The 18,930-nt window shown below is 69.8% G+C and carries 20 protein-coding genes and 1 tRNA gene; 12 read left to right on the plus strand and 9 right to left on the minus strand.

The annotated features are described in order from the left end of the window. Nucleotides 1-44: 44 nt before the first annotated feature. Both EAH86_RS05850 and EAH86_RS05855 read right to left on the minus strand, forming a co-directional pair. Nucleotides 45-227 (minus strand): hypothetical protein, encoded by a 183-nt coding sequence (locus EAH86_RS05850; protein ID WP_140737715.1) that lies wholly within the window; start codon nucleotides 225-227, stop codon nucleotides 45-47. A 117-nt stretch (nucleotides 228-344) separates the two neighbouring features. Then, nucleotides 345-1,436, minus strand: a complete 1,092-nt coding sequence (locus EAH86_RS05855) for a hypothetical protein (protein ID WP_140737716.1) — start codon at nucleotides 1,434-1,436, stop codon at nucleotides 345-347. Between the two features lie 364 nt (nucleotides 1,437-1,800). Between EAH86_RS05855 and EAH86_RS05860 the strand changes: the two genes are divergently transcribed. Then, nucleotides 1,801-2,202 carry a hypothetical protein gene (locus EAH86_RS05860; protein ID WP_140737717.1) on the plus strand — a complete coding sequence of 134 codons (402 nt, stop codon included), beginning with the start codon at nucleotides 1,801-1,803 and terminating at the stop codon, nucleotides 2,200-2,202. A gap of 135 nt (nucleotides 2,203-2,337) precedes the next feature. Here EAH86_RS05860 and EAH86_RS05865 read toward each other — a convergent pair whose 3' ends face one another. Further along, complete coding sequence (locus tag EAH86_RS05865) at nucleotides 2,338-3,135, minus strand: universal stress protein (RefSeq protein ID WP_140737718.1); 798 nt, start codon at nucleotides 3,133-3,135, stop codon at nucleotides 2,338-2,340. Then, on the minus strand, nucleotides 3,132-3,755 hold the full coding sequence (locus tag EAH86_RS05870) for a CBS domain-containing protein (RefSeq protein ID WP_140737719.1): 624 nt from the start codon (nucleotides 3,753-3,755) through the stop codon (nucleotides 3,132-3,134). Before EAH86_RS05870 ends, EAH86_RS05865 begins: the two co-directional genes overlap by 4 nt. Nucleotides 3,756-3,951: 196 nt before the next feature. On the opposite strand from EAH86_RS05870, the gene EAH86_RS05875 reads away from it, so the two are divergent. From EAH86_RS05875 to cydC, 4 genes are read left to right on the plus strand one after another with little or no spacing between them, the layout of a single operon-like run. Next, complete coding sequence (locus tag EAH86_RS05875; protein ID WP_140737720.1) at nucleotides 3,952-5,385, plus strand: cytochrome ubiquinol oxidase subunit I; 1,434 nt, start codon at nucleotides 3,952-3,954, stop codon at nucleotides 5,383-5,385. 21 nt (nucleotides 5,386-5,406) lie between these two features. Then, nucleotides 5,407-6,432: a cytochrome d ubiquinol oxidase subunit II gene (cydB, locus tag EAH86_RS05880; protein ID WP_140737721.1), complete on the plus strand. Its 1,026-nt coding sequence runs from the start codon at nucleotides 5,407-5,409 to the stop codon at nucleotides 6,430-6,432. After that, the gene (cydD, locus tag EAH86_RS05885; RefSeq protein ID WP_140737722.1) at nucleotides 6,432-8,027 is read left to right on the plus strand and encodes a thiol reductant ABC exporter subunit CydD; all 1,596 of its coding nucleotides are present in this window, start codon (nucleotides 6,432-6,434) and stop codon (nucleotides 8,025-8,027) included. Before cydB ends, cydD begins: the two co-directional genes overlap by 1 nt. Continuing rightward, on the plus strand, nucleotides 8,024-9,661 hold the full coding sequence (cydC, locus tag EAH86_RS05890) for a thiol reductant ABC exporter subunit CydC (protein WP_140737723.1): 1,638 nt from the start codon (nucleotides 8,024-8,026) through the stop codon (nucleotides 9,659-9,661). Before cydD ends, cydC begins: the two co-directional genes overlap by 4 nt. A gap of 6 nt (nucleotides 9,662-9,667) precedes the next feature. On the opposite strand, the gene EAH86_RS05895 is transcribed toward cydC, so the two are convergent. Next, nucleotides 9,668-10,000 carry a hypothetical protein gene (locus tag EAH86_RS05895; protein ID WP_140737724.1) on the minus strand — a complete coding sequence of 111 codons (333 nt, stop codon included), beginning with the start codon at nucleotides 9,998-10,000 and terminating at the stop codon, nucleotides 9,668-9,670. 331 nt (nucleotides 10,001-10,331) lie between these two features. On the opposite strand from EAH86_RS05895, the gene EAH86_RS05900 reads away from it, so the two are divergent. Next, nucleotides 10,332-11,039, plus strand: a complete 708-nt coding sequence (locus tag EAH86_RS05900; protein ID WP_206665749.1) for a hypothetical protein — start codon at nucleotides 10,332-10,334, stop codon at nucleotides 11,037-11,039. Between the two features lie 83 nt (nucleotides 11,040-11,122). On the opposite strand, the gene EAH86_RS05905 is transcribed toward EAH86_RS05900, so the two are convergent. Both EAH86_RS05905 and EAH86_RS05910 read right to left on the minus strand, forming a co-directional pair. After that, complete coding sequence (locus EAH86_RS05905; RefSeq protein WP_140737725.1) at nucleotides 11,123-11,638, minus strand: FMN-binding protein; 516 nt, start codon at nucleotides 11,636-11,638, stop codon at nucleotides 11,123-11,125. A gap of 10 nt (nucleotides 11,639-11,648) precedes the next feature. Beyond that, complete coding sequence (locus EAH86_RS05910) at nucleotides 11,649-13,073, minus strand: ferredoxin reductase family protein (protein ID WP_241668224.1); 1,425 nt, start codon at nucleotides 13,071-13,073, stop codon at nucleotides 11,649-11,651. A gap of 61 nt (nucleotides 13,074-13,134) precedes the next feature. Here EAH86_RS05910 and EAH86_RS05915 point away from each other — a divergent pair, with 61 nt between their 5' ends. From EAH86_RS05915 to EAH86_RS05925, 3 genes are read left to right on the plus strand one after another with little or no spacing between them, the layout of a single operon-like run. Then, complete coding sequence (locus tag EAH86_RS05915; RefSeq protein WP_140737726.1) at nucleotides 13,135-13,812, plus strand: response regulator transcription factor; 678 nt, start codon at nucleotides 13,135-13,137, stop codon at nucleotides 13,810-13,812. Further along, on the plus strand, nucleotides 13,809-15,023 hold the full coding sequence (locus EAH86_RS05920; protein ID WP_241668225.1) for a sensor histidine kinase: 1,215 nt from the start codon (nucleotides 13,809-13,811) through the stop codon (nucleotides 15,021-15,023). The genes EAH86_RS05915 and EAH86_RS05920 overlap by 4 nt, the downstream gene beginning before the upstream one ends. A gap of 49 nt (nucleotides 15,024-15,072) precedes the next feature. After that, the gene (locus EAH86_RS05925) at nucleotides 15,073-15,753 is read left to right on the plus strand and encodes a hypothetical protein (protein WP_140737727.1); all 681 of its coding nucleotides are present in this window, start codon (nucleotides 15,073-15,075) and stop codon (nucleotides 15,751-15,753) included. A 75-nt stretch (nucleotides 15,754-15,828) separates the two neighbouring features. On the opposite strand, the gene EAH86_RS05930 is transcribed toward EAH86_RS05925, so the two are convergent. Beyond that, nucleotides 15,829-15,912: transfer RNA gene (locus tag EAH86_RS05930), tRNA-Leu, on the minus strand. A gap of 150 nt (nucleotides 15,913-16,062) precedes the next feature. Here EAH86_RS05930 and EAH86_RS05935 point away from each other — a divergent pair. Both EAH86_RS05935 and EAH86_RS05940 read left to right on the plus strand, forming a co-directional pair. Continuing rightward, complete coding sequence (locus EAH86_RS05935) at nucleotides 16,063-17,403, plus strand: M20/M25/M40 family metallo-hydrolase (protein ID WP_140737728.1); 1,341 nt, start codon at nucleotides 16,063-16,065, stop codon at nucleotides 17,401-17,403. A 129-nt stretch (nucleotides 17,404-17,532) separates the two neighbouring features. Continuing rightward, nucleotides 17,533-18,276, plus strand: coding sequence for a hypothetical protein (locus EAH86_RS05940; RefSeq protein ID WP_140737729.1), 744 nt, complete (start codon nucleotides 17,533-17,535; stop codon nucleotides 18,274-18,276). A gap of 60 nt (nucleotides 18,277-18,336) precedes the next feature. Here EAH86_RS05940 and EAH86_RS05945 read toward each other — a convergent pair whose 3' ends face one another. Further along, the gene (locus EAH86_RS05945) at nucleotides 18,337-18,522 is read right to left on the minus strand and encodes a DUF5703 family protein (RefSeq protein WP_140737730.1); all 186 of its coding nucleotides are present in this window, start codon (nucleotides 18,520-18,522) and stop codon (nucleotides 18,337-18,339) included. Between the two features lie 39 nt (nucleotides 18,523-18,561). Between EAH86_RS05945 and EAH86_RS20525 the strand changes: the two genes are divergently transcribed. Then, entirely contained in the window at nucleotides 18,562-18,915 is a 354-nt protein-coding gene (locus EAH86_RS20525) for a hypothetical protein (RefSeq protein WP_161988577.1), read from the plus strand. The last annotated feature ends 15 nt before the right edge of the window (nucleotides 18,916-18,930 follow it).

Raw genomic sequence — 18,930 nt, forward strand, 5'->3', positions numbered from 1 at the left:
GGCTTTGGGGGCTCGCGGGGTGCCCGGGCGCCAGGGGCGCAGGCTCAGGGAGTGACGGTGGACGAGTGCAGCAGGGCCGCGATGAGTGCCGTCCGCCAAGCCAGGGGAGCCTGGGCCGGGGTCCGGCACGACGCGCCGCCGCACTCGCACACCCAGATCCAGCCCCGCGCTCCGCGCAGGACGCGCGGGTGGTGGCTGGTGGTGCGGTGGATGGTGTGCGTGCTCACGTCTACGAAGGTAGGAGCGATGGGGGTATGCCGCGGGCGTACGCGCCGGAGATCAGCCGAGTTCACCGCCGACTAGGGCCGAACGGACGAGGTGGCCGGTCAGGAGGACGTCGCCGGTCACACCGTGAGCTTGTTGATCTTCACGATGGTCGAGTTGTTCATCCCGAGGTAGACGGTGCCGTTCACCACGGCGACCGACTGCGCGCCGGCGGGGGCGGTGCTCAGGGCCGTCCACTTGAGGCCGTCGAGGCTGCGGTGGACGCCGGTGCTGGTCAGGGCGTAGATGTACCCGTCGCCCGGTACGGCCAGGTCGGTCAGGGCTCCGATCGGCGCCGTCACTGCAGAGACCCCATCGAAGGTGGTGACCCCGAAGGCCGTGCCTCCCGCGCAGACGATCCGGTTCTTGAAGACCTCGACCCGGTTCGCCGCAACGGTTCCGCACGGACGGCCGACTGAGGCCTCGGGCACGGTGGACCAGGTGGTGCCGTTGAAGGCGCGCAACGGGGCGCCCTCGGTGACGTCCTCGGCCTGGAGGTACATCGTGCCGTTGATCGCGGCCGCCCAGTAGTACCGCTCGTAGCCGTTCTCGACGACGGAGGTGTCCCTCGCGACGATCTGCCAGGTCTGGCCACCGTCCGTGGACCGGTATGCCGCCGCGCCACCACCCGGGGTCGCAGCGTCGTACCGCGAGACCGAGCCAACCATCCACAGGTCGCTGCCGTTCATGGTGGCGACGTCGTAGATGTGCACGGCCGGAGCCTTCATCTGGTTGGTCCAGGCACCGGTGGCATTCGTGGCGTAGCCGACGTTGGACGTCGAGGGGTCGCGCGGGTCGGTCATCGGCGCGTACAGCTTGCCGTTGAGCTTCCGGTAGACACTGATCTCCTCGGTCGGGACCTGGAGCAGGCTCGCGGAGAACTGACCGGAGACCGGGTCGAACGTGTGCACCTGCTGTGGCCCGGTGTTCGCGTCGTAGTCGCCGTACGCGACGTACAGCCTTCCGCCGTCGTGACCGAGGTCGCGCAGGAGGTGACCGGCCGCAGTGGGCTGGGCCGCAGCGAACGGGTCGGTACCCACCAGCGTCGTGGTGTGCGACGGAACCGGCCCGGGCTTGACGGGTTTGGCTGCCTGGGCCGGGCTCGCGGCGAGAGCCAGCGCGGCAGCCACGGCAGTGATGAGAACGACGGGTGCGGTGTGCCTCGTGTGCATGCGGACCTTCCGGGCTGGGGTGCTGGAGTCCACTGACCGCCGGACGGCGTCGGACGCAGCGTGATGGGCCCGTTTGGGGGCCGCGGTACCGTCAGCCTTCCAATGGACCGTCTTGTGCGCCAGTTGTACCCGTGGGCGCTCGGTTGCCAGCGGTTGGCATTGGCGGAAATCCGTCGAGTGTTCGGTCAGCAACTCGCACTTGGTGGTCGGCACCGAGGTCAAACGCTCTCAAACGGCTTTGCCAAACCTTTAACAACTTTTTCTGGTGTTTACCGAACGATGGACAGGCCAAAACGCTTTAATCGGCTCATCCGGTAAGAAGGCGGCAGATTTCCTTCTCCATCACCACCAGCAGGGAGTAAGCATGACGAACGAGCTCGGCACCGTCATCGAGGGCCGCCTCGGCGAGAAGGGGTGGTCGATCTCCCGGTTCATGCTCGAGAGCGGGGTCAGCCCGGACGTCATCGCGGGTCTGATCGGCCCGGACCAGCTGAGCGACATGCCGGACGAGTCGACGCTCGTCCGCTTCTCGGAGGTTCTCGACCTGCCGTACCGTCAGCTCGTCGTCGCGGCCGGAGTGGCGTGCGGTCTCCCCAAGAACCAGGAGGGCGAGCCCACGTTCGTCCTTCGTTTCGTCACGAACGAGGAGCTGCTGACCGAGCTGCGGCGCCGGCTCGTCCGCGGTCGGAGCCACGGCGATGCCCAGCGACGACGACTGACCCACTTCGCCCTCATGCAGCACGCCCTGGCCGTCGAGGCGAGCTGAAGCACCGGCAGGATGGCTGGTGCTCAACCCGGCACCTTCGCGCTCCAGATCGGCAGGTCGGTCCAGGATCTCGCGCGCACCCTGGAGATCGAGCTCGCTTCCCAGTCGGGGTAGGGGCCAAGAGTGCTGCCGCCACTAGACAGCCAGGTTCAGTCCGAGCGGCGAGGGCGCCGTGTCGCCGGCGGGATGCTCCGCGGCTCGGGTCAGCAGGAGGTCGCACGGAGGTGCCTCCAACAGGGACGCATCCAGGTTGCCGGTAAGCACGCCGCAGGGCGAGTGCACGCCCACGACGAGGACGTCCCCGGCCTCCACGTGGTCACGCAGTGCGTCGGTCACGGGTCGATCGGTGACGACCACTCGTGACGAGGGATGGGGAGCGCCGGAGTTGTCGGAGGGCAGGGCGGTCAACCAGCGACGCTCCAGCACATGCCTTGGCACATCGACTGCGCGCGACTGGGCATGCAGGACGATGAGGTCCCGGTGCCGCAGAACGGCCTCGCGCCCGGCTGCAGAGACAAGGTGCGTGGAGTCCGGGCTGTCTGGAACACCGACCACGACGGCCGGCTCTCGCAACCAGGTCAGCACCTGGACCTGTGGTTTCGCCACGACGTACACATCGACGAGCTGCGCGAGCTGCGAACGGGCGGCTACCCCGAGGCTGCCCGTGTCGGTGACGACCAGGGCGGCCCGCGCCGCCTCGGCGAGCAAGGCGTCCGGCACACCATCACACGAGCCGTCCGCGACAACCTGCCAGCTCGCCGTCACTCCGAGACTTGCCGCAGCGGACCGCCACGACGACCACTGCGGTGGGGGCGGTGCAGGGGACAGGAGGCACAGCTCAGCACGGCGCACTGCGGACTCGGCGGTGGCCCGTGCCATCACGCGGACCGACGGGCCGGCCCGGAGCCAGGCCACGACGCGGGGGTACTTCATCTCTCCGGCCCGGCCTCGTGGTCCGGGTCCTCCGCTGGTGACCCGAGCTGCACGCTCCGGACACCGGGCACGGTCGAGGCCGTTGCCAATGCAGCCTCCCCAAGGTCGGTGACGGGGGGATCGACCGTCACGTGTCCGGAGCGCACGACCGCAACCCACTCCGGGTGACCAGCTGCTGCAAAGGCGCCGAGCACCGCCTGGGTGGTGATCTCGTCGGGTACGGCCAGCGAACGCAGGATGTCGCTGCGGCTCACCATTCCAACGAGATGGCCGTCCTCCACGACAGGCATGCTCTTCCAGCCGGTGTCCGCCAACGCCAGCGCCACGTCTGAGCAGTCGGTGTGCGCCGTGACGCAGACCGTGTCATCCGTCATCACGTCGTCGACGGTGAGGTCTCGGCGCACGATGGCCTCCGGAGGCCACAGGTGCGCACGAGGGTCACGGGGAAGGGGCTCTCGGAGGATGTCTGCCTCAGAGACGATCCCCACCACTCGCAACTCGGCATCCACCACGGGGAGGGCACTGATCCGCGCTGCCCCGAGTAGCTGGATGGCCTCCTCGAGCGGCGCGCCTCGGCGGATGCTCACCGCAGGCGAGGTCATCACATCGGCGACCAACATGACCCACCGTGCCTTTCATCGTCCGATGACTCCAGCGTTCGCCATCCAGCCCCTCGTGCACAGGGCACTTGGTCCCGTCGGGGACCACGTGCCCGCAGCCGACGAGCGAGGACGGGACCTTCGGCCCTGTCCCGAGATCCAGGACCTGTTTCGATGGACACCGGCCTGCTGTACAGACCCGACCCACGGAGCCTCGATGGACAACCTGGACCTCGCGCGATGGCAGTTCGCCATCACCACCGTCTACCACTTCCTGTTCGTTCCCGTCACGATCGGGATGTCGGCCCTGGTCGCGTACTACCACACCGCCTGGGTTCGCAGACGTCGTGATGACGACCTCCGACTGGCCAAGTTCTTCGGCAAGCTGTTCACGATCAACTTCGCCCTCGGCCTGGTCACCGGCATCGTCCAGGAGTTCCAGTTCGGCATGAACTGGTCGGACTACAGCCGATTCGTCGGCGACATCTTCGGTGCGCCGCTCGCCATCGAGGCCCTGCTGGCCTTCTTCCTCGAGTCGACCTTCCTCGGCCTGTGGATCTTCGGCTGGGGCCGCATCCCGGACAAGCTCCACGCCGGCTGCATGTGGGTCGTCCACGTGGGCACGCTCTTGTCCGCCTACTTCATCCTCGCTGCGAACTCCTTCATGCAGAACCCGGTCGGATACCGCTACAACCCCACCACTCACCGGGCCGAGCTCACCGACTTCGTCGCCGTGCTGACCAACAAGGTGCAGCTGGTGACGTTCCCGCACGTCGTCGCCGCGGCATACATGGTCGGAGGCGCGATGGTGATGGCGGTCGCGCTGTGGCACCTTCGCCGCGCGGACGTCGGCGTGGATGGCGGGATGTACCGCAGGGCAACGCGACTCGGCGCGGTGGTCACCCTCGTCGCCGGCCTGGCCGTCGCGGTCAGTGGCGACGTCCAGGGCAAGATCATGACTGAGGTGCAGCCGATGAAGATGGCAGCCGCCGAGGCGCTCTACACCAGCTCGGACGGCAGCGCACCCTTCTCCCTGTTGACGGTGGGCTCGCTCGACGGCTCCGAGGAGAAGTTCGCCATCACGGTGCCGGGATTGCTCAGCTTCCTCGCCACCGGGCACTTCGACGGCAGCGTCCAGGGCATCAACGAGCTCAAGGCGGAGTACGCGCAGAAGTACGGCACGGGCAACCCGCTCACCGTGGATGCGACCTACACGCCGAACATCCCGTTGTCCTACTGGAGCTTCCGGCTGATGATCGGGGTGGGCGTTCTGGCGGCCGGTCTGGCGCTGCTGACCCTGTGGACCACTCGTCGCGACCGCGTCCCACGGGCCCGGTGGTGGCACTGGGCGATCATCGCGACACCACTGCTGCCCATCTTCGGCAACAGCTTCGGCTGGATCTTCACCGAGGTCGGGCGGCAGCCGTGGCTGGTCTTCGGCGTGATGGCGACGAAGTCGGGTGTCTCACCCTCGGTCGCAGCGGGGGAGGTCGTCACCTCCATGGTCGTCTACACCCTGCTCTACGGACTGCTCGCCGTCGTGGAGGTGAAGCTCTTCCTCACCTACCTCAGGGCTGGAGCGGAACCCTTCGCCGAGCCGCCCCCCGTCGCGTCACAGGACGACGACGCGCCCCTTGCCTTCGCCTACTGATCCCGAAAGGACAGTCACGCAATGGAACTCAGCACCGTCTGGTTCATCATCATCGGCATCCTGTGGACCGGTTACTTCGTCCTGGAGGGCTTCGACTTCGGTGTCGGCATGCTCCTGCCCGTCCTCGGGCGAGGCACCGACGCGGCCGACACCGAGGCTCGCAAGCGGGTCATGGTCAACACCATCGGTCCCGTCTGGGACGGCAACGAGGTGTGGGTCCTGACCGCCGGGGGAGCCACCTTCGCAGCCTTTCCCCATTGGTACGCAACGATGTTCAGCACCTTCTACCTGCCCCTGCTGCTCATCCTCGTGGCCCTGATCATCCGCAACCTCGGCTTCGACTACCGGGGGAAGCGGGATGACCCCCAGTGGCGGGCGCGGTGGGACCAGGCGATCGTCATCGGCTCCTTCGTGCCGGCCCTGCTCTGGGGCGTCGCCCTCACCAACCTCGTGCGTGGCCTGCCCATCGACGCCGACAAGGAGTTCACCGGCAACCTCTTCACCCTCCTGAACCCGGTGTCCCTCCTCGGAGGTTTCGTGACCCTCGGCCTGTTCCTCACCCACGGCGCCCTGTTCGTCGCCCTCAAGACGACCGGCCCGATCCGGGCGGACGCCCGGGCCCTGGCCACGCGTACCGGCGTCGTGACGGCGGTGCTGGCCGTGGTTCTCCTGGGCGTCCTCGGGGTGGCCAGCGGCACGGTCGCATCCTGGCTCACGACGGTGGTCGCGGCCGGTGCCCTCGTCGGGGCGCTCATCGCCAACCTGCGCGGCCGTGAGGGCTGGGCCTTCATCGGCACCTTCGTCACCATCGCGATGGCGGTGGCGACCTACTTCCTGCTGCTCTTCCCCGATGTCATGCCCAGCAGCACCAACGCGGCATGGTCGCTCACGACCGCCAACGCCTCCAGCACCTCCTACACGTTGACGATCATGACGTGGGTGGCTGTGGTCTTCACTCCCGTCGTCCTCCTCTACCAGTCGTGGACCTACTGGATCTTCCGCAAGCGGATCGGAACCCAGCACATCCCTGCCCCGGCGATGCACTGATGCGTCCGTTCGACCCTGCGATCCTGCGCACCCTTCCCCAAGCCCGTCGGCCGCTGGCCACGCTGGCGGCCATCGGGGTGGCGCAGGGTGCGGCCACCATCGGGACGGCCTTCGCGTTGTCCTCCGTGGTGGTTGCGGTGGTGAAGGGTATGCCGCTGGGTCACCCCGCGGCATACCTTGCCCTCCTCTTCGTGTTCAGGGGCACGCTGGCCCTTGCGGGCGAGCGGGTGGCCGCGGCAGCTGGCACCTCGGTGAGCGGCGCACTGCGCGAGCAGCTGCTCAGCCGTTGGCTGGCTCAGACGGCGGACGAGCGCCCTGACCCGGCGACGGGGGTGACGCTGGCGTCGCAGGGTGCTGCGAGCGTGGAGCCCTACGTCGCGCGCTATCTTCCAGCCCTGGTTTCGGCAGCCGTCGTGCCGGTGCTCGCGGTCCTGGTGCTGGTCTTCGTCGACTGGCTCAGTGCCCTCGTCGTGGTGCTGACGCTCCCGCTGCTGCCGTTGTTCGCCGCACTCATCGGGGCAACCACCCGCGACGCCACCGAACGCCGTTGGGGTGCGCTGGCCGACTTGTCCGGACACTTCCTCGACGTCGTGCGCGGCCTGCCCACCCTCGTGGCCTACGGACGGGGTGACCGTCAGGTCAAGACGATCGGGGAGGTCAGCCAGGCGCATCGTCGGACGACGATGGTGACCTTGCGGCTGGCCTTCCTGAGCTCGGCTGCGCTCGAGCTGCTCGCCACCATCTGCGTGGCGATCGTGGCGGTGACCGTCGGGCTGCGGCTCACGCACGGTTCGATCGACCTGGGCACGGGACTTGTCGCGATCCTGCTCGCTCCCGAGGCGTACTGGCCGATACGCAGGGTCGGAGCCGAGTTCCACAGCGCGGCCGACGGTGCCGAGGCCCTGGCAGCGGCGATCCCGATGCTGGACGTGGTGTCCACCATGCCGACCACGGCCGGACCGGGAACACTGTCGGCGCGCGATCTGGGCTACACCTATCCCGGGTCCACCGAGCCCGTCATCGAGGGACTCGACCTCACCATCGCGCCGGGACTCACCGTCCTGACCGGGCCGTCCGGCTGCGGCAAGTCAACCCTCCTCGAGCTGCTCGCCGGTCTGCGCCGTCCGTCCGCCGGCTCGGTCACCGCACCTCCTACCCACCTGGTCACCCAGCGCCCGTTCCTCACCACTGCGAGCATCCGGGACAACCTCGTCATGGGTGCCGGCCGCGCCGTGCCGGACGACGAGATCTGGGCGACACTGCGCGAGCTGGAGCTCGACGGCGTGGTTGCGGCCCAGCGCCAGGGCCTGGACACGCCCCTCGGTGATGACGGACGTGGCCTCTCCGCCGGTCAGCGGGCCCGGCTGGTCCTCGCGCGGGCAGGTCTGGGCAGCGCCGACGTGGTGCTCCTGGACGAACCCACCGCCCACCTCGACGACGACTCAGCGGCCTTGGTGCACAGCGTGATCCGGCGGATGGCTCGGGATCGGCGCGTGGTTGCGGTGACCCACCGTCCGGAGCTCCTGGCCTTGGCAGACCAGCACGTTCCGTTGCTCACCCGCTCCATCCCGGCTGGGCGCGAGGTACGCGCGTGAACCTCCCCTCGGCACGGGTCCTGACCGCAGGTGGGCTCGGGGCCACCGCCCTGGGGTCGGGCGTGGCCCTGACCGCCACATCGGGGTGGCTCGTGGTCCGGGCCAGTGAGCAACCAGTGATCCTCACCCTCCTGACCGCCATCGTGGCAGTCCGCACGTTCGGGATGGCCAGACCGGTGTTCCGCTACTGGGAGCGGCTGCGTTCGCACGACGCGGCCCTTGACGAGCTGGCCACCGCCCGCACCCGGCTGTATGCCGCCCTCGTGCCACTCACGCCGGGCCGGCTGGCTCGGCGCGGACGTGCCGCCATGCTGACCGGCGTCGTCGACGACCTCACCGAACGGGTCGAGGCGCAGGTGCGGGTGACGGTTCCGATCCTGACGACGGCGCTCACGGGTGCGGCCACCGCCGTGCTGTGCGCGGTGGTCGAGCCGGCAGCGGGAGCCGCCGTGGCGGCGCTGCTCGTCGTGGCCGGCGCGACGACCACGATTGCCTGGCGTGTGGAGTCGCGCGGGATGGCAGACCTGACCGCAGCCCGCGGGGACGTGACACGCACCACCGAGCTCGTCGCGAGCCAGGCCCTCGACCTGCAGGCGGTGGGTGCGCAGTCCGTGGCCATCAACCTGGTGCGGACCGCCCAGCGCCGGGCCGACGCGCTCATCCGCCGCCAGAGCTGGGGGCGAGCGGCGACTGCGGCCACCATCCCCTTCGCCACCGCGTTGGCCACCGTGGTCTGCGCAGCAGTCGCCGTCGGCTCGGACCACACGGCGCCTGTGGCGGCTCTGCTGGTGCTGGCCCCGTTCTCGCTCGCCGAGGTGTTCGGCGCACTGCCCGAGGCTGCTCGTGCCCTGGCGCGGGCGCAGGAGGCGGGGGTACGGCTCACCCAGCTCCTGGACGAGCGGCCGGCCGTCGCAGCCTCGCCCGCGACATCGACGTCGTCGGCCCCGGATGACCCCGCTAGGGCGGGGACGCCGCACCTGCGCCTGAGCGGCGTATGCGCCTCGTGGGACGGCATCGGGAACGCCCTCGACGAGCGTGACCTCGAGGTCGAGCCCGGCCAGGTCGTCGCCGTCACCGGCCCGAGCGGATGCGGCAAGTCGACGATGCTGGCTGTCCTGGCCAGGCAGCTCGACCACAACGCCGGCAGCTACACGGTCGACGGGGTCGAGGCCACCGACCTTGACCTCGAATCCGTCCGAAGCCTGTTTGCCGTCGTCGACGACGAGCCCCACGTCTTCGCCACGAGCGTGCGCGAGAACCTGCGACTGGCCAGCGCGGAGGCGGACGACTCCGAGGTCAGCGAGGCGCTGCACGCCGCCGGACTCGGCGACTGGGTGCGATCACTGCCTGACGGTCTGGACACCAAGCTCGGAACAGGCGCCCGCGGTCTCAGCGGCGGTGAACGGGCCCGCCTGTCCATCGCCCGCGCCCTGCTGTCACGTCGGCCGGTGATCCTGCTCGACGAACCGGTGGCCCACCTCGACCACCCCACCGCGGTCGCCGTCCTGCGCGACCTCGTGCGGTCGCGAGCCGGCCGAAGTGTGGTGGTGGTCAGCCACCGCCCCGAGGGACTGGAAGGCGCCCAGCAGACACTGCCCTGGGACGACGCCACCATGGAGCTCGCGCACGGGTGAGTGGCGCTAGCTGCCGAGGCGCTGCCAGTCAGTCCTGGCCCCGCGGATCAGGACGAACACGGCAGGGATCGACCATGCCCAGAAGCCCCACCCGAACAGCATCAGCAGCACCTGGAAGGCCACTGTGCACACCCAGCCGACGCGGGCGGGGCGTCCGCCGCGCAGGAGCATGGAGCCAATCAGGATCTCTCCAGCGGCCAAGAGCAGCCCCCACACGACCGGGGCCGCCATGAACACCTCGGACCACCCCGTCCGGACGAACCCGAAGAGGGCGCCGTCGGCGAAGTGACGGTACGTCTCGGTGTCGGCCGCGACGATCCCGATGTGGACACCGCCCATGGCGAGGAAGAAGCCACCCGTGGCTCGAGTTCTCCCAGGGATGGCTCGCGCCCCGCTGGTCGGGCCGGGTGACGTACCTCTGCCAGCCGGCTTTCCGGTTGATTCAGTCTCGTGGTCATCTTCTCCACCTCCACCTTCAGACTCTCCCTCGCTGGCCACAGGTGCTCAGGGTCGAAGGTCCTTCGGTCCACGGCTTCTCGCCGCGGCCAGTACGCCGCCCACGGCGCCGGGACCTTTGCCTCTCGTCGCGCACCACGGTGGGGCGAAACGCTTGACCTGTGAACACAGCAGGAGACCGGTCCATGACTCACGTGACACACCGGTCGTCGCCATGACGGCCCCACACGGACGGTTGCTCGTGGGGGAGTCTCGGCGCCCAGACCACCCGACGATGTCCGGCGCCGATCCGGACCGCCCGCACGGACTGCTCGGGCGGTGGGTGAGGTGGACCGTCGCGGGCGAGGTGCTTGGCTTCGTCGCACCCGCCGTACTCGGCATGGTCAGCGCAGCCTGGTCGCCCGCGGAAGCCATCCCCACCATGATGGCGGCGGGTGCAGTGGAAGGGCTCCTGGTCGGTGGGGCGCAGGCTCACGCCCTGGCGCCCTTCGTCCCCGCACTGCGCTCGACCAGGTTTGCCGTCGGGACGTCACTCGCCGCCGCGCTGGCCTATCTGCTCGGCATGCTGCCGTCCGCCCTCGGGCCCCGGCTGGTGGAGGCGCCGCGCGCCCTCGTCGTGCTCGCCGGATTACTGGGCGGAATCGTCCTGCTCGGCTGCATCGGAGCCGCCCAGTGGCTCGAGCTGCGACGACACGTAGACAGGGCCTGGACCTGGATCGCGACGACAGCGGCTGCCTGGCTCCTGGGCCTGGCTGCCTTCCTGCTGATCGCCATGCCCCTGTGGCACCCCGGTCAGGGATCAGCTGCGATCGTGGCGATCGGGCTGGTGGCCGCGGGCGCGATGGCGACGACAGTTGCCATCGTCACTGGGTGGGCACTGCGCCGGCTCCTCGCTCCCAGGGGCGGCAAGTCGCGGCCCTAGCGCCCAACGTCCTGGTCCCGCCCTTCGGACGACGGGGGCAGTTGCGTGTGTGGCGAGCTTGCCACCACGAGTCTGACTGCCGCTCAGAGGTGGGCCTTGTCGATCGCGGACTGGAGGGACTGGATGTAGCCGTCGGACGTGAAGGTCGCGCCACTCACCATGTCGATCGTGCCGCTCTGGGCCTTCACGACCTCCTTGTTGAGGATGGGCACCGCATACCCGTTGATCTCCTGGTCACGTCCGTCGTTCCAGGGAACCTGGGTGACCTTCGCCTTGGTGACCTTGCCGTCGACGACGGTGATCTGCACCTGCACCGGCCCGTAGTTGGTGTCGATGCTCGCCCCGGTATAGGTCTTGGTCGCGCCGGCGGCCTTCGTGGCGGGTGGCTTCGGCGTGCCACTGCCGGAGGACGCCGTGCTCGTCCCGCTCGGTGTGCTGCCGGAGTCAGTGGGTGTGCTCGGGCCGTTGGCCGACACGTCCCCGCCGTTGCGACCGGCTGCGACCGACGACCCGGGCAGGCTCGAGGTGGAGGTGCGGTAGCTGAGCAGGAGCACGAGGATGGTGATCGTCGACAAGGACCAGACGGTGATGCGGCGCACGGGGTCTCCTTCAGTACGCGAAGCGTTCGAGGTGGATGTGGGCAGAGGAGACACCGGCTTCGCGGGCGGCATTGCGGGCTGCGTCCATCCAGGCCGGCGCACCGCAGAGATAGACGTCGCGCTCGGCGACATCGGGACACAGGTGGCGCAGGGCCTCGCTGTCGGTCAGGTGCGCCGCGCTGGCCGGCAGCCAGGAGTCCCGCCCGGGAGCGCGGTGCCCCTCGACGACGACGTAGTGAGCCCCGCGCTCCTTCGCCAGCGCGTCGATCTCGCGGTCGAGGACGAGGTCGGCCTTCGTGCTCACCCGGTGCACGATGGTCACGTCCCCGCGCCCTTGCGGCAGGCCCTCCAGCAGCGCCCTCATCGGCGTGATGCCGATCCCGGCGCCCATGAGCAGCACCTTTCGACGAGTGCGGGTCCCCGCGTGCATGCGGCCGTAGGGTCCCTCGACGAGAACCTTGGTGCCGGGCCGTAGCGCGGCGAGCCGTGAGCTCCCGTCCCCGGCATGGGCCGCGGTGAAACGCAAGGTGCGGCCGTCCGGAGCGGCTGAGAGGGAGTAGGGGTTGGCCCTGGTCCAGCCGGGCCCGTCGAGGAAGCGCCAGTGGAAGAACTGACCGCCGTGGGCCGCCAGCGAGGCCAGGCGCGAGCCGGCGACCGTCACGGTGGTGACCCCGGGCGCTTCGTGTCGGACGTCGATGACGCGCAGCCGGTGTCGGCCCATCCTGGCCAGCGGGACGCCGACCCGGAAGACGAGGACGGCGGCCAGGCAGACGGCATACAGGCTCCACCAGAAGACGGTCGACGCGGTCGAGGCGAGGAACTCCTGGCCGGTCCACAGCTGGTGCGGCAGGGCGAGACCGGCACCGAGGTAGCCGTAGAGGTGGATCAGGTGCCAGGACTCGTACCGCAGCCGGCGCCGGGCCCGCTTGACCGAGGTGACCACGACCATGCACAGCGCGACGGTGCCGGCGATGGCCAGCAGCATCCCGGGGTAGTTGAGGGTGAAGTCGACGATGGTGCCCCACAGGCCCAGCGGTGAGGCGGCGGCATACCCGAGGGTGATGAGCACGATGTGCGCCCACAGCAGGTTGAACGACGTGAAGCCGACCAGCCGGTGGGTGCGGGCGAGCTGGTCCTGGCCCCAGGCCTGCTCGAACCAGGGGATCCGCGCCATCAGGAAGACCTGGACGAGCAGCAGGGCCGAGGCGATGAGGCCGCTCAGCCGACCCGTGGAGGTGAGGGCGCCGGTGACTGTGGTCAGAGCCTGGACACCGCCACCGGCCACCCACAGCGCGCTGACGAAGAGGAGCACCGCCCAGAAGACGGCAACGGACGTGTCCCGCCACCAGCTGGGGACCCGGCGTACGCGTGTTGCCCTCACCGTGGCGCCGAGGTGGCGGCCGGTCCGGCGGGTGGGCATCTCAGTGCGGGTCACCCCACCCATGGTTCTGAGCGCATCTCAGAAAGTTATGAGTCGGGGCTGGCAGGGTGGCACCATGACCATCCCTCCGAGCGGTGCCCGCGTCCTGCTCGTCGAGGACGACCGGGACCTGTCCACGATGCTCGCGGAGCTGCTGGGGGAGGAGGGGTATGCCGTGACGGTCGCCCCCGACGGACAGGCAGGACTGCACCTGGGCCTGGTTCGCCCCTGGGACCTGCTCGTCGTGGACCGCGGGCTGCCAGGTGTCGAGGGAGTCGACCTGGTGCGGCGGCTGCGCCAGCGGGGCGTCGCGACCCCGGCGCTCGTCCTCACCGCGCGCGGCACCGTGGCGGATCGAGTGGAGGGACTCGACGCAGGCGCCCAGGACTACCTCGTGAAGCCGTTCGAGGTGGACGAGCTGTTGGCGCGGCTGCGCGCGCTCCTGGGCAGGGCGACCCTGGGTGAGGGCGCCGCCGAGCTGCCGATCGGCAGTCGTCGGCTGATCGTGGGCGAGGGCCGGGTGGTCGGTGGCGAGTCGGAGGTCATCCTGTCGCGTCGGGAGGCCCTGCTGCTGGAGACCCTGGCCCGCCGGCCACGCCAGGTGTTCACCCGGGAGAAGCTCCTCGACCACGCCTTCGACAACGCGGAGACGGAGGGGGCGGTCGACACCTACGTCTACTACCTGCGCAAGAAGCTCGGCAAGAACACCATCGAGACCGTGCACGGCGTCGGCTACCGCCTGGGTTCCTCGTGACCACCCCCACAGTCGTCGGCAGCCAGGGGGACCCGGTACGCAAGGCTGCCCGGTCAGTCGCCCTGACCGTCGGGCTGGCGTCGCTGGTCCTCGTCGTCCTCGTCACTGCGGCAGCGGTATGGCTGTTCGACCGGGAGCAGTGGGCCGAGATCGGCGACCGGGTGCAGGCCGCAGCCAGCACGGCCGATGACACGACCGACTCGCCGCCCGGCATCTGGCTCATCGAGATCGAGTCCACGGGCCGCGCCGCCACCCCCGGCACGCCGCGGTACGTCCTCGACTCACCAGACCTGCGTGCACCGAACGTGGACGCCACGAGGGTGGGCACGTCGGCGGGCAGCTACCCCGCCTCGGTGTCGGTCCACTCGGGGCGCACCTTCGTCGCGGTGTACGACGTGACCCTGCACCGTGACGAGGAGTCCCGGCTGATTCGCTCCGCCCTGCTTGCCGGCGGTGGCGGGATCCTGCTCGCCGGTGGTGTCGGTCTCATCGCGGGACGGCGGGCGGTCCGCCCGCTGGCGGCAGCCCTGGACCTCCAACGGCAGTTCGTCGCCGACGCGAGCCACGAGCTGCGGACCCCATTGGCCGTGGTGAGCACTCGAGCGCAGATGATCCAGAGACACCTGACGCCAGAGGTCAGCTCTGCGCACCGGCTCGAGGTCGAGCAGCTCGTCGAGGACACCCGCGCGATGGGTGAGGTGGTCTCCGACCTGCTCCTGTCTGCCCAGCTGGAACACAGCCGCACCGCGGCCGAGACGGTCGACCTGAGCGCCCTTGCCGCCGAGGTGGTCAGGAGCCTTTCCGCGTATGCCGCGGACCACTCGGTCTCGCTCGTCACCGAAGAGGCAACGGACCCAGCGGTCCGGGTTGTCGGTGTTCCCACCAGCCTGCGCCGAGCCATCCTCGCGCTCGTGGACAACGCGATCGCGCACTCTCCGGCAGGTGGCGAGGTCCGAGTCACCGTCGAGGCGACGGCCGAGAGCACCCGCCTCACCGTCGCCGACCACGGCCAGGGAGTGGAAGCCGAGGACCTGGTCCGGATCACGCGTCGCTTCGCGCGGTCGCGACCAGGAGAGAGTGGTGGTCGCAGGGTCGGCCTGGGGCTCGCGCTGGTCACCCAGATCGTCCGATCGCACCACGGTCGCCTGCTCGTGGAGGACACTCCCGGTGGGGGCGCCACGTTCACGATCAGCCTCCCCGCGGTCAGCTGATCGGCTCAGCCTGACCTTTCTCTGAGAATTGGTCGAGAGGGTGACGCCCATGGACCTCAGCCACCACCCGGAACCCGACCGCTGGGAGATCGGTAGCCTCGTCGCCGAGGCGACCGGGCGGGCCGCCAGACCCGATCCACACCTGGACCGGACCGGAGGCCCGGCGGGCAACGCACGCCTCACTGCCTGGACCGGGATGGTCCTGCTCGTCCTGCTGGCAGTCGAAGGCATCACCCTCATCGACGTCCGCGGACTCATCACCTGGCACATCGTCGTGGGTTCGCTCCTCGTGCCCCCCGCCCTGCTCAAGACGGCAACCACCGGGTGGCGGATGGTCCGCTACTACGCAGGCAGCCGTGACTACCGCACGGCCGGACCACCGCCGCTTCTCCTTCGCCTCCTCGCACCACTCGTGGTCGTTTCGACCCTGGCCCTGCTGACCACCGGGATCGTGGTGGGGGTGGTCGGGCCCGACTCGGCGCGCGCGTCGTTCTGGGGGACACCGGCCAGCCTGTTGTTCCTCCACCAGGCGTCCTTTGCCGTGTGGGTCGGCGCCACGTCCTTGCATGTCCTGGGGCGGCTGGTCCCGGCTGTCCGCATCATCGGGGGTCGAGCGGCCTCGGCTGTCGACGGACGGGCCCTTCGCGGTCTCGCGGTCCTCGTGGCCCTGGCTCTCGCGGTCTGGGTCGCCACCATCGTCCTGGCCGGATCGGCCGGCTGGGTGGGCTGACCCGCCAGACCCTGCCTCCCCGACAACGTTGAAGGACCCTCCGAACAGCCCGGAGGGTCCTTCGTCGTCGTTGTGTGTCCGGAGGGGGACTTGAACCCCCACGCCCGTTAAGGGCACTAGCACCTCAAGCTAGCGCGTCTGCCATTCCGCCACCCGGACAAGGTGCTCAGCAGGCCCCTTGGGGAGTGCCTGCTGCGACCCGGAACGATAGCACGCAGGCCACCCCTTCTCCCAAACGGCCCAGCCCACAACGAAACCCGCAGAACTGCCGGCCGCGCGGCATACCCCAGGGCGCTTAGTCTGGAACGCATGAGCGAGGTCACCGAGCCCACGAGCGCACCCACCAGCCCTGTCGACGAGGTGGTGCGCTTGTGCCGCGACCTGATCCGGATCGACAGCACGAACTACGGCGACGGCAGCGGGCCGGGGGAGCGGGAAGCCGCCGAGTACGTCGTCGCCCAGCTGCGCGAGGTCGGTCTCGAGCCCACCGTGATCGAGAGCGACCCGGGTCGTACCAGCGTGGTCGTCCGGATCGAGGGGGCGGACCGGGACCGGTCGGCCCTCTGCATTCACGGCCACCTCGACGTCGTCCCGGCCAATGCCGCCGACTGGCAGGTCGACCCGCTCGCCGCTGAGCTCAAGGACGGCTGCATCTGGGGTCGCGGCGCCGTCGACATGAAGGACATGGACGCCATGATCCTGGCCAACATCCGCGACCTCGCCCGCCGCGGGGCCAAGCCGCCGCGCGACATCGTGTTCGCCTTCTTCGCGGACGAGGAGGCCGGCGGCGTCAAGGGCAGCCACTACGTCGTCGACCACCACCCGGAGCTGTTCGACGGGGTCAGCGAGGCGGTGTCCGAGGTCGGTGGCTACAGCGTCACCGTGCCCACGGCGGGCGGCGACACCCGCGCCTACCTCGTCCAGACCGCGGAGAAAGGCATCCTCTGGCTGCGCCTCACCGCACACGGTCGGGCCGGCCACGGCTCGGTGCCCAACGACGAGAACGCCCTCGTCCGTCTCGCCGAGGCCATCACCCGCATCAACGAGCACAAGTGGCCCCGCGAGTACATCGCCTCCGTCCGCGAGCTGCTCGACGGGCTGTCCGCCCTCACCGGCACGTCCTACTCGGACGAGGACCTCGACGAGCTCCTCGACCACCTCGGCGGGGCACAGGGATTCGTGCGAGGGACGTTGCAGGACACCGCGAACTTCACCATGGCCGAGGCCGGCTACAAGCACAACGTCATCCCGCAGAGTGCCTGCGCCTCGCTCGACTGCCGCTTCCTCCCGGGCCATGACGACGAGCTGCTGGAAACCATCCGCGAGCTCGCCGGAGAGCACGTCGAGGTCGAGATCGTGCACCGGGACATCGCCCTCGACGCGCCCTTCGAGGGCCCCCTCGTCGAGGCGATGAAGGCGGCCCTCCTCGCCGAGGACCCGGGCGCCGAGGTGCTGCCCTACTGCCTCTCCGGAGGCACCGACAACAAGGCGTTGAGCACCCTCGGCATCACCGGCTACGGGTTCGCCCCGCTGCAGCTCCCGGCCGACCTCGACTTCGCACCCATGTTCCACGGGATCGACGAACGGGTGCCGGTGTCCGCCCTCGAGTTCGGGACCAAGGTGCTGCAGCGGTTCATCGCCACCTGCTGACGCGGTGCGGAGGTATGCCGCGTGGCTGGCGCCGCGGCATACCAAGTCTTTGCCTCGCGGCGCGTAGCCCCGGGGCTCGCCCCGTCGTTTGACCGGATGAGAGGTCCGATCGCGATGGAGGAGCACCACATGATGAACCGGTCACAGGCACGGCTGGCCGCACGGCTCGTCATGGCGGGGGTCGCGACCGGTCTCGCGTGCCTGTCCTCCACCGGCACAGCAGGGGCAGCGACGCTGCCCGACCCACTGGGCGCCGCGCACAGTGCACCAGCCAGCGGGAGCGACCCACTCGGCGGCGCGCTGACCGGCACCACCGCCACCGTGGGCCATTTGCTCGGGGCGACGGCCACCCCGCCGCCGGGTCTGCCCAGCGGTCAGCCGAGCGGGCTCCCCGCGCTGCCGGCCGCGCCCGGGCAGACGCCTGCGGGCGGATCGCAGGGGGACTCGGGAGCCAGCGCCGACGCGCAGGCGCCGTCGGGCGACAACCTCGCCGCCGTCGACGCCGCCGTCGCGAACTTCCTGGGAGTCTGCGTGCGGGTGCCTCACGACGTCGTGCCGATCCAGGCGGACATCGTCGTCCTCGACCGGAACCTGATCACCGAGCTGGTCGATGCCGGGGTGCCCTTGCAGAAACTCGTGGTGCCCTGCCCGAAGGGTGCCGCGGTCGCGCCGCCGACCGGCGGCGTCCCGGCCGGGCCGGCGGCCTGTGTGCGTCCGACGAGGTCAGGCCTGTCCGCGTCCGCGCTGCCCGCCTCGCTGGCCTTCACCGGCACCGACGTGGCGCCCACCCTGCTGTTGGCCGGCGGGTTGCTCGCCCTCGGGCTCGCCTTCCTGCGCAAGGCCCGGATGCTCGTCGAGGTCCGGGAAGACTGACCACAGGACGCCTGACGGGACATCCGGGGAGTCCGGCGCCGAGCGGGCGGGGCAGTCGCGTCAGCCCTGGCGAGGAGCCCGGATGATCTTGCGCCGCAACCAGGTCCGCTGCTGACCGCCGAGGTAGATACGGGTCCGGTGCAGCTCCCAATGGCCATACTCGGCATGATCGGTCAACGTCCGGCGGATGTCGGATCGGGAATCTTTTCGCGTGAAGCTCACCACGCGGTACTCGTACTCAACCATCGTGCGCCATTTTGCCCCAGAACCCGCTACCGTCGGCACATGACCGCAGACCCGCGTGGCGCGCTGGCCAACCTCATGACTGCTTTCGAGCGTCACCTCGAGGCATCGGCCTCCAAGCGGGGCGAGGAAGACCCGACGGTGATCGCGGCCTACGACGACCTGGCCGACGCGTTTGCGGCCTACGACGACGAGCTGCTGCAGGCCTACGGCGAGATGACGCCGCTCGACATCTACGACGGTGACGACGACGAAGATGACGACGACGACGATGACGACGATGACGACGACCAGCAGGACGACGGTGACGACCAAGAGCTCGACGACCATCCCGACGAGGACGGCGACGGCAGCGTCTACTCAGGGCTGGCCGACTCGGACTACGACGAGTCCTGACTCCTCAGGCCGGAA

The sequence above is a fragment of the Pedococcus bigeumensis genome, assembly GCF_006438965.1.
In the GTDB taxonomy this organism is placed as follows: Bacteria; Actinomycetota; Actinomycetes; order Actinomycetales; family Dermatophilaceae; genus Pedococcus; species Pedococcus bigeumensis_A.

What these genes read in the sequence shown, in the direction of transcription:
- EAH86_RS05860 (WP_140737717.1), top strand. Translation starts at nt 1,801, where the DNA reads ATGACGAACGAGCTCGGCACCGTCATCGAGGGCCGCCTCGGCGAGAAG.
- EAH86_RS05940 (WP_140737729.1), top strand. Translation starts at nt 17,533, where the DNA reads ATGATGAACCGGTCACAGGCACGGCTGGCCGCACGGCTCGTCATGGCG.
- EAH86_RS05900 (WP_206665749.1), top strand. Translation starts at nt 10,332, where the DNA reads ATGACGGCCCCACACGGACGGTTGCTCGTGGGGGAGTCTCGGCGCCCA.
- EAH86_RS05935 (WP_140737728.1), top strand. Translation starts at nt 16,063, where the DNA reads ATGAGCGAGGTCACCGAGCCCACGAGCGCACCCACCAGCCCTGTCGAC.
- cydB (WP_140737721.1), top strand. Translation starts at nt 5,407, where the DNA reads ATGGAACTCAGCACCGTCTGGTTCATCATCATCGGCATCCTGTGGACC.
- EAH86_RS05945 (WP_140737730.1), bottom strand. Translation starts at nt 18,522, where the DNA reads ATGGTTGAGTACGAGTACCGCGTGGTGAGCTTCACGCGAAAAGATTCC.
- EAH86_RS05915 (WP_140737726.1), top strand. Translation starts at nt 13,135, where the DNA reads ATGACCATCCCTCCGAGCGGTGCCCGCGTCCTGCTCGTCGAGGACGAC.
- EAH86_RS05870 (WP_140737719.1), bottom strand. Translation starts at nt 3,755, where the DNA reads ATGTTGGTCGCCGATGTGATGACCTCGCCTGCGGTGAGCATCCGCCGA.
- EAH86_RS05925 (WP_140737727.1), top strand. Translation starts at nt 15,073, where the DNA reads ATGGACCTCAGCCACCACCCGGAACCCGACCGCTGGGAGATCGGTAGC.
- cydD (WP_140737722.1), top strand. Translation starts at nt 6,432, where the DNA reads ATGCGTCCGTTCGACCCTGCGATCCTGCGCACCCTTCCCCAAGCCCGT.
- EAH86_RS05895 (WP_140737724.1), bottom strand. Translation starts at nt 10,000, where the DNA reads ATGGGCGGTGTCCACATCGGGATCGTCGCGGCCGACACCGAGACGTAC.
- EAH86_RS05865 (WP_140737718.1), bottom strand. Translation starts at nt 3,135, where the DNA reads ATGAAGTACCCCCGCGTCGTGGCCTGGCTCCGGGCCGGCCCGTCGGTC.
- EAH86_RS05875 (WP_140737720.1), top strand. Translation starts at nt 3,952, where the DNA reads ATGGACAACCTGGACCTCGCGCGATGGCAGTTCGCCATCACCACCGTC.
- EAH86_RS05855 (WP_140737716.1), bottom strand. Translation starts at nt 1,436, where the DNA reads ATGCACACGAGGCACACCGCACCCGTCGTTCTCATCACTGCCGTGGCT.
- EAH86_RS20525 (WP_161988577.1), top strand. Translation starts at nt 18,562, where the DNA reads ATGACCGCAGACCCGCGTGGCGCGCTGGCCAACCTCATGACTGCTTTC.